Annotated in this window: 7 protein-coding genes; all 7 read right to left on the bottom strand. The window is 42.1% G+C overall.

All coding sequences use genetic code 11. From position 1 onward, the window contains the following. Positions 1–205: 205 nt before the first annotated feature. Positions 206–1705 (bottom strand): L-arabinose isomerase, encoded by a 1500-nt coding sequence (gene araA, locus ACTNBR_RS15700; RefSeq protein ID WP_427806724.1) that lies wholly within the window; start codon positions 1703–1705, stop codon positions 206–208. A gap of 76 nt (positions 1706–1781) precedes the next feature. Further along, the gene (locus ACTNBR_RS15695) at positions 1782–2468 is read right to left on the bottom strand and encodes an L-ribulose-5-phosphate 4-epimerase (protein WP_427806723.1); all 687 of its coding nucleotides are present in this window, start codon (positions 2466–2468) and stop codon (positions 1782–1784) included. Positions 2469–2494: 26 nt separating this feature from the next. Beyond that, positions 2495–4090 carry a xylulokinase gene (locus ACTNBR_RS15690; RefSeq protein WP_427806722.1) on the bottom strand — a complete coding sequence of 532 codons (1596 nt, stop codon included), beginning with the start codon at positions 4088–4090 and terminating at the stop codon, positions 2495–2497. 66 nt (positions 4091–4156) lie between these two features. Further along, complete coding sequence (locus tag ACTNBR_RS15685; protein ID WP_427818802.1) at positions 4157–5251, bottom strand: GntR family transcriptional regulator; 1095 nt, start codon at positions 5249–5251, stop codon at positions 4157–4159. Between the two features lie 67 nt (positions 5252–5318). Next, entirely contained in the window at positions 5319–6488 is a 1170-nt protein-coding gene (gene mmsB / locus ACTNBR_RS15680) for a multiple monosaccharide ABC transporter permease (protein WP_427806720.1), read from the bottom strand. 2 nt (positions 6489–6490) lie between these two features. Continuing rightward, entirely contained in the window at positions 6491–8050 is a 1560-nt protein-coding gene (gene mmsA, locus ACTNBR_RS15675; RefSeq protein WP_427806719.1) for a multiple monosaccharide ABC transporter ATP-binding protein, read from the bottom strand. A gap of 190 nt (positions 8051–8240) precedes the next feature. Then, on the bottom strand, positions 8241–9356 hold the full coding sequence (gene chvE, locus ACTNBR_RS15670) for a multiple monosaccharide ABC transporter substrate-binding protein (RefSeq protein WP_441019134.1): 1116 nt from the start codon (positions 9354–9356) through the stop codon (positions 8241–8243). Between the last annotated feature and the right edge of the window lie 317 nt (positions 9357–9673).

Below are 9673 nucleotides of genomic sequence, written 5' to 3'. Positions count from 1 at the left end.
AAGGCATTGGAGGTTCGCTACAAGGCTCACTGGCGATTACCTTGACCAGGCTTTCACTGGCAAGCTGATAACAGCTTGCAGAACACACGACTTTCACCCGTTAGAGCGCGCTCATGGCGCGCAAACTTAAAAAGGAGTGGCATCATGCCACTCCTTTTTTCTTTGGATATTTTCAACTTATAATCCGTCCTTCAAAATCTTCGTCTTATTTTCTAAATGCAGCTTCATTCCACATTAATTCATTCTTGAAGTTTCTGATCGTTGTATCCTTATCAATGTAAACAGCTTCGATACCCATTGCTTCTGCCCAGTCTCCCATCTGCTCAGCAGTCAGGTCATAAGAGAATGCAGTATGATGTGCTCCACCTGCAAGAATCCATGCTTCAGCACCTGTCTTCAGATTCGGCTGCGGTGTCCAGAATGCAGTTGCAACCGGAAGCTTCGGCATCGGTTTTTCAACTTTCTTGCACTCTACGTCATTGATGATCAAGCGGAATCTGTCGCCAAGGTCAATGAGTGATGTTGCAACAGCCGGACCAGTCTTTGAAGTAAATACAAGACGTGCCGGATCCTCTCTATTGCCCATAGAAAGCGGCTGACATTTGATGCTGATCGGGCCATCTGCAATTGTCGGGCAAACCTCAAGCATGTGAGCCTGCAGAATACCTTCTTTTCCCGGAACTAGATTGTAGGTATAATCTTCCATGAAAGAAGTTCCTTTTGCGTTCTTCATTCCCTGAGTCATGATCTTCATGATACGAACCATAGCGGCGGTCTTCCAGTCACCTTCCGCTCCAAATCCATAACCTTTTTCCATCAATCTCTGAATTGCAAGTCCCGGTAACTGCTGAAGAGCCCCCAGATCACCAAAATGTGTAACGATTGCCTGATAGTTTTTCTCTTCCAGGAATTTCTCAAATCCCACTTCAATCTGAGCCTGTACTGCTACATGTTTTCTGAACTCAGCTTCATCTCTTCCTTCCAGAAGGATCTCATATTTATCATAGTATTCTTCAACCAATGCATCGATATCGCCCTGTGCAACATCTTTTACGGCATCGGCAATTTCATTTACCGGATAAGCATCAATTTCCCAACCGAACTTAATCTGCGCTTCTACTTTATCACCTTCTGTTACAGCTACATTTCTCATGTTATCTGCAATACGCATTACACGAACATGACTGCTTTCAATAACACCAATTGCAGTTCTCATCCAGGATGCGATTCTTTCCTGTGTATCCTTATCTTCCCAGTATCCCATAATTACTTTACGGCTCTTGTTCAGACGTGTGAAAATATGTCCGAATTCACGGTCTCCATGGGCAGCCTGGTTCTCATTCATGAAATCCATATCAATCGTATCATATGGGATTTCACGATTGAACTGTGTATGAAGATGAAGCAACGGTTTTCTGAGCTCTTTCAGACCTAAAATCCATGATTTTGCCGGCGAGAAAGTATGGCACCATGTAATAACGCCCGCACAATTTTCATCTGTATTTGCTTCATTAAATGTCTTTCTGATCACTTCATTTGTAATTAAGGTTGGTTTCCAGATGATTTCATATGGAAGAATTCCGGAATCATTTAAAGCCTTTACAATAATTTTTGAATGCTCAGCTACATGTGCAAGGCATTCATCTCCATATAAATCCTGAGAACCTGTACAAAACCAAAATTTGTAATCTTTGCATGCTAACATAGTATTAATCTCCTTTTTGTTCATTTTTCAGAAAGTTCCGACACGCTTGGCACGTGTTCATAAATTTGTTATTTGTTTATTGTCCGTAGTAGGCATTTGCACCATGCTTTCTGTAGTAGTGCTTGTCTTGCAGTTCCTGCGGTGCCGGTTTCACATCCGGATTGATCATCTCACAGCGTGCTGCCATTTTTGCTACTTCTTCCAATACTACCGCATTATGTACGGCTTCGTGTGCATCTTTCCCCCACGAAAATGGTCCATGGTTTTTGCAGAGTACTGCCGGCATTGCCATGTATTCTGTTCCTTTAAAATGTTCTACGATTAGAAGGCCTGTATTTTTTTCGTAGGCTTCATCGATTTCTTCTTTGGTCAGATTACGAACACACGGGATTTCTCCATACATATAATCTGCATGAGTCGTTCCATAGCAAGGAATTCCTCTTCCTGCCTGAGCCCAGCTTGTCGCCCAAGGTGAATGTGTATGAACAATTCCTCCCATATCCGGGAACGCTTTATAAAGCTCCAGATGAGTTGCTGTATCAGAAGAAGGATTGTAATGACCTTCTACTTTATTACCTTCCAGATCCATGACTACCATATCTTCCGGGGTCAGTTTATCATACTCCACACCACTTGGCTTAATTACGAACAGCCCGCTTTCACGGTCTATTCCACTTACATTACCCCATGTAAATGTTACAAGACCGTATTTTGGCAGTAACATATTGGCCTCATATACTTCTTTTTTCAGTTGTTCTAACACTTTTACGCCTCCTCATTTAAAATATATTATTTCAGAGAGTCAACGGCTGCTCTTTCAATTGGAAGCCCTTCAAGGTATCTCTTGCTGAATACATCAAAGCCTTCTACATCCTTTGGATTCGGTTCCATTCTGCTTCCTGCCTGACCAGCAAATACTTTATTGGCAAGATAAGCATCCAGAGCTTCTCCTTCTTCCTTATTGAGCATGTAAGAAGCCAGAAGAGCAATTCCCCAGGCACCGCCTTCTCCTGCAGTTTCCATAACAGAAACAGGCGTATTAAGAGCTGCCGCAAGGATTCCCTGTCCTACGCCTTTTGTCTTGAAAAGTCCGCCGTGGCCGAGGATTTCATCCAGCTTCACTCCCTCTTCTTTCAGGAGAATATCCATTCCTGTTTTCAGGACTCCAAGAGAAGCAAACAGATTTACTCTCATGAAATTTGCCAGATTAAACTTGCTGTCCGGTGTACGCACGAATAACGGGCGTCCCTCTTCAAATCCTGTAATGTGCTCGCCTGAGAAATAATTGTATGCCAGAAGTCCGCCACAATCAGCATCACCTTCCAAAGCCTTGTTATAAAGTGTACCAAACAGTTTATTCATATCCACTTCCATTCCAAATGCTTCAGCAAATTCCTTGAAAATTCCTACCCATGCATTCAGGTCAGACGTACAGTTGTTGCAATGAACCATTGCCACAAGATCACCTGCCGGAGTCGTCACCAGATCAATTTCATCGTGGACTTTTTGAAGTTCTTTCTCCAGAACTACCATTCCGAATACACTGGTACCGGCAGAAACATTTCCTGTGCGTACCTTCACGCTGTTTGTAGCAACCATACCGGTTCCCGCATCGCCTTCCGGCGGGCATACCGGAATTCCGGCTTTCAGTGTTCCGGTAGGATCCAGAAGTTTCGCACCTTTTTCGGTAAGAGCACCTGCTTTTTCACCGGCAAGAAGTACCTTAGGTAAAATTTCTTCCAATTTCCACGGATAGCCTTTTGGTGCAACCAACTCATCGAACGATGCAACCATTCTCTCATTCCAGTTTCTGGTAGCGATATCAATCGGGAACATACCGGAAGCTTCTCCAACTCCGAGTACCTTCTCGCCTGTAAGCTGCCAGTGAATATACCCGGCAAGTGTTGTAAAGAATGTTACATCCTTTACGTGTTCTTCACCATTTAATATTGCCTGATACAAATGAGCGATACTCCATCTCTGCGGAATATGGAAGTCAAATAACTTCGTCAACTCTTCTGAAGCCGGACCGGTAATTGTATTTCTCCAGGTACGGAACGGAACAAGAAGTTCACCGTCCTTGTCAAATGCCATATATCCATGCATCATTGCACTGAATCCAATAGCGCCAACAGTCTCCAAAGCAACTCCATACTGTTTCTTTACATCCTCTGTCAGATTCTTGTAACAATCCTGCAGTCCGGTCCATATATCCTCCAGCGTGTAGGTCCAGACTCCATCCACATATCTGTTTTCCCATTCATGGCTTCCGGAAGCAATCGGTGCATTATCCTCCCCCACCAGAACTGCCTTAATACGGGTCGAACCAAATTCAATTCCCAATGAGGTTTTCCCATTTAAAATGGCATTCTTTACATCACTCATAGCGTTAACACCTTTCCCTTTCTTTTTTTATTTGAAAGACCTGCGTCTTCTCAATCTTTTAAACTTCTAAAATCCATCTCTCAGGCGTACTGAATTACGATTCACAATTTCAGGATCCAATTCAGTCACTTTTGGTACCGGCATTCCTTTCATCATTTCAAGCATTTCCAATGCTGCTATTTTACCCAGATCTCTTACTGGATTTTTTGCAGAAGTAAGCGGAACTTCACAATAATTTGCCAGATCCGAATCATCAATTCCGATGATAGACAAATCCTCCGGAACCCGGATCCCCTGCTCGAGACAGACCGCAACCAACTTCGTTGCCACTTCATCATTGTAGCACACACACGCAGTACATCCTTGCAATCGTCTGAGGATCCACCCTGCATCTTCCTTCATATGTCTGACTTCTTCCGTATCGATCCAGATTACCTGCATTCCTTTAATTTTGATATCTGCCTCCATCAACGCTTCCACATATCCGGCATATCTGTGGTGTCCCTGCCCGTCATCAGCCTTGAAAATCGCACCGATATTACGATGTCCGCACTTAAGGAGATGATTGGTGACCATCTTTCCTGCCAGTTTATCATTCAAAGATACATGCGGAATATCAAGTCCCGGATAATAACTATTAATAAAAAGAACCGGGATTCCTTTATTCATAATTTTTCTGTATATATCTAAATTTGGATTGGGAAGTCCGCTCTTGGTCGTCTCAGCGATCAGGCCGTCCACCATATTCTTTTCCAAAATATTTTTCAAAACAAACCTTTCTTTTTCGACCGCATTGTTCGTAAAAGAAATCTGCAAACCATATCCCGCGCGGGATAACTCATTCTCAATCTGTTGTATAATAGAAGAAAAAATATATTTCTGAACATAGGTTGTCATAACAGCAACCTGCATGGTTTTTTCTTCTTTTTCTTGTACATTTACTGTGGCTTTGATATAGGTACCACTTCCTCTTCGCCTCTCCACAATGCCTTCTTCTTCCAGAAGTGCAATTGCATGGCGAACTGTCTGACGGCTCACACGAAAATGTGCGCACAATTGATGTTCCGATTCTACGCGATCACCGGGCTTCAATTCTCCGCTTTCCAAACGCATTTTCAGCCACCTTAAGATTTCTTCATATTTGGCCAGTAACTCTTCCATAGTTATCTGTCCCCCTTTGTATCAGGGCGAAGCCCAGACAAGCTTCGCCCGACATTCATCTTAATAATTATTTTTTCTTCTTGTTAGAAAGTATATCGAATGTTACAGCTCCAAGAAGTACAAGACCTTTTACTACTTTCTGAAGGTCTGTAGAAAGTCCGATCAAGAACATACCATTGTTCAAAACACCCATAACGAATGCTCCGACTACAGCACCGATTACAGTACCGATACCACCGGCTGCCGCTGCACCACCGATGTAGCAGGATGCGATCGCATCAAGCTCGAATCCGTCGCCGGCCTTCGGTGTAGCGGATGCGTTACGTGCTGATAATACGATACCAGCAATAGCTGCAAGGAATCCCATGTTTGTATATACCCAGAAGAATACTTTTCTGGTATCAATACCGGAAAGTCTTGCAGCCTTTGCATTACCACCCAATGCATAAATCTGACGACCCGGTACCGTCTTACTTGTAATGAAATGGTAAATACCAACAATAACAGCCATAATAATGAGCACAATTGGAATACCATTGTATCTTGCAAGTTTGTAGAAGAAGAACCATACGATTGCAATGATAATTGCAAGTTTTACAATTGTCTGCCATGGAGTAACAATTGCAAGACCGTATTTCTGTCTTGTCTTAATAGATTTTAATTCTGATAAAATGATCAGGGCTGTTGCAACAATTGCAACGATAATACATACGATATCAAGTGTACCTGATCCCATCTGGATTTTATTTGTAATAAAGAAACCAGCACCAACCTTTACATATGCATCCGGAAGCGGTCCTACTGTCTTTGATTCAAGAAGTGTGTATGTAAGACCACGGCCAATAAGCATACCTGCCAGAGTAACTACGAATGGCGGGATATCAAGGTAGGCAATAAAAAATCCGTTAAATGCACCAAAAGCAGTTCCAACAAGGATAGTAATAAGGAAAGCAAGCGGAATGCTCATGCCATTTTCAACTACCAATTTTGCAGCAATTGCACCACAGAGTGCGACATAAGAACCAACACCAAGGTCAACGTTACCAGTTAATACACAAAGCAGCATACCGGTTGCAAGAATGACAACGTAACTGTTCTGCATGATCAGGTTGTTCATATTCATAGGTGTTGCATTAATTCCACCTGTCATGAAATAAAAGATAATATAAATTGCAATCAAAGCAAATACCATACCGAATTGCTTTAAATCAAGATTAACTGTTTTTTTCTTCTCCATTGTTATTCCCCTTTCCTGTTATTATGCTGCATAATGCATTTCATAATCTTTTCCTGAGATAACTCTTCTTTTGATAATTCTCCTGCGATCTGTCCTTCGTTCAGTACATAGGTTCTATCACAGGTTCCAATGATTTCCGGCATTTCAGAAGAGATAACGATGACCGCTTTTCCAGCCTTTGCCAAATCATTAATTGCACAATAAATCTCGTATTTTGCACCAACGTCAATACCACGGGTAGGTTCATCCAGAATCAGTACATCCGGCTCTGTCAACATCCATTTCGACAAAACTACTTTCTGCTGGTTACCACCTGACAAGGAACCAACCGCCTGGTCAATGGAGTTTGCTTTGATGTTAATGAGCTTTTTGTATTTCTCTGCCGCAAGCACTTCTTCATTGGCATTTACAATACCATTCTTAGAGAAGAATCCACGAAGGGCAGCCAATGTCATGTTCCATTTAATGTCATTGATCAATACAAGTCCATATGTCTTTCTGTCTTCAGAAGTATATGCAATCTTATTAGCGATTGCATCTCTTACATTCTTGATCTTAACTTCTTTTCCGTGCATAAAAATCTGTCCGGAAATTTTCTGACCATACTCACGTCCGAAAAGACTCATTGCGAACTCAGTTCTTCCTGCCCCCATCAGACCAGCAAGTCCTACAACCTCTCCTGCACGAACTTTAATATTCACATTCTTCAGTACCTGACGGTTCGCATCTTCCGGATGGAATACATTCCAGTTTTTCACTTCCAGGACAACATCTCCGATCGGGCATTCCTCCGGATTTCTTTCCGGATAACGGTTTGTCAGCTCACGGCCAACCATTCCCTTAATGATACGGTCTTCTGAAAAATCATCAATTCCTTTTGTAAGAGTTTCAATCGTGTGTCCATCACGGATAACAGTGATAGCATCTGCGACATAGCTGATCTCATTCAGTTTGTGTGAGATGATGATACATGTAATTCCCTGTTCTTTCAGTTTCAGCATGATCTCCAAAAGCTGTGCACTTTCTTCATCATTCAATGCTGCAGTCGGTTCATCCAGAATCAACAGATCAACCTTTTTAGCAAGCGCTTTTGCAATCTCGATCAGCTGCTGCTTTCCTACACCCAACGTGTTGATCGGCGCATCCAGATTTTCGTTGTAAAGTCCAACCTTTTCCAGCATTGCCTGGGCTTTATTATGCGTCTGTGTCCAGTCAATAACTCCCTTCATAGAAGTCTGCTCATTTCCCATAAAAACGTTTTCTGCGATAGAAAGATATGGGCTAAGTGCAAGTTCCTGATGAATAATTACAATACCTTTTTTCTCACTGTCCTTAATGTTGTGATTTTTCACGATTTCTCCGTTATAAACGATATCACCAGAATATGTACCGAACGGATAGATACCGGATAATACATTCATCAAGGTTGATTTTCCAGCACCATTTTCACCGCAAAGTGCATGAATCTCACCGCGTTTAACCTTAAGGTTTACATCGTCCAACGCCTTTACGCCTGAGAATTCTTTGGTGATATGGTTCATTTCCAGAATGTAATCAGACATTTTCTCAGCTCCTTTTCTTTTATATTTTCAAAGCCTTGCGGCTTCGTTTTCAAACTCAAACTCCCCCTGCTCATGCCTGAGGTTTCTTCTGTTCCCCGAATCACTTCCAGGGACCTTACTTCGTAATAAGGATTTCAAAAATCAGGGCGGCAGCAATATCGCCGCCGCCCTATCTTAAACATTATTCAGATTATTCTGCGTTCTGAATTTCTTCTTCTGTGTAGTATCCACTGTCTACTACGAGTTCTTTGTAGTTATCTTTATCAAGAGCTACTGGTTCGCAAAGGTAAGAAGGTACAACCAATTTGCCATTGTCGTATGTTTCAGTATCGTTGATTTCCGGTTCTTTTCCTTCAAGCACTGCCTGAACCATTGTTACACATTTTTCTGCAAGAAGTCCTGTGTCTTTGAAGATTGTAGCTGTCTGTTTACCAGCAATGATATTCTTAACTGCCATAACTTCTGCATCCTGTCCTGTGATGATTGGCCAGTTTTCTTCAGTATATCCAGCACCTTCAAGAGCAGCTTTGATACCATATGAGAAGCCATCAAATGCTGAGCAGCAGATGTCAAGATCTTCGTCTGCATAGAATCCTGATAAGTAGTTCTCACAGTTCTGCTGAGCTGTTTCCTGAGACCATCTTAAGATACATGTATCCTCGAATGATGTTCTTCCTGATTTGCATACAAGCATTCCATTGTCAAGATACTGCTGAAGGACGCCCATAACACCTTTGTGAAGAAGAACTGCGTTGTTGTCGTCCGGAGATCCCATGAAGAATTCAATTGTCTGAGGCTCTGTGGCAGTCTTAAGTCCAGCTTTTTCTTCGATGTATTCACCAATCTTTCTACCAACACCTTCATTATCGAAAGATGCATAGTAGCTTACTGCATCTGTATCCATTAACAGACGGTCATAAGCGATAACCGGGATGTCATTGGACTTAGCCTGAGCAAGTACGTTAACCAGAGCTGAAGAGTCGATAGCTGCAACAACCAGGCAATTAGCACCTTTAGCAATCATGTTCTCAATCTGAGAAACCTGTGCCTGAACATCGTCTTCTGCGTACTGAAGGTCTACTTCATATCCGATTCCCTCCAGTTTTTCTTTCATGTTCTTACCGTCTCTGATCCATCTCTCTGAGCTCTGAGTCGGCATTGCTACACCTACTTTTTTACCATTGCTCTCCGTCTTGCTTCCGCTGTCTCCGCTTCCACCTTCTTCAGACTTGTTACCGCATCCTGTAAACGCAAGCGAAAGTGCCATAACTGCTACAAGAGCTACACTGAGAATTCTCTTTTTCATGCTTCTTTTCCTCCTTTAAATTCTCTTAATGAGCGGATTACAAATTTTTTGTTGAATTTGTATAGTTTTCCGTCTCATCAATTTTGTTTATGGTATTAATATACAACACAACTTTTCATTTAGCAAGACGTAATATATTACAAAATCAAGTACAACTTTTTGTACAAATTTTAAACTTGTATTTATTTGTATATAAGTTGTATGTATGCATATTCCGCAAGAACTGCGCATCCGTTCCAGAGGAACGGAGCGCCATTCCGCTTCAAACTGAGCAAAGCTCAGCAGGTTGATTAATTACTATTGGTTATTCTGCGATC

The organism is Bariatricus sp. HCP28S3_F11 (assembly GCF_052065395.1).
Taxonomy (GTDB): Bacteria; Bacillota; Clostridia; order Lachnospirales; family Lachnospiraceae; genus Allocoprococcus.
This window is presented reverse-complemented; position numbering and strand designations above follow the sequence as displayed.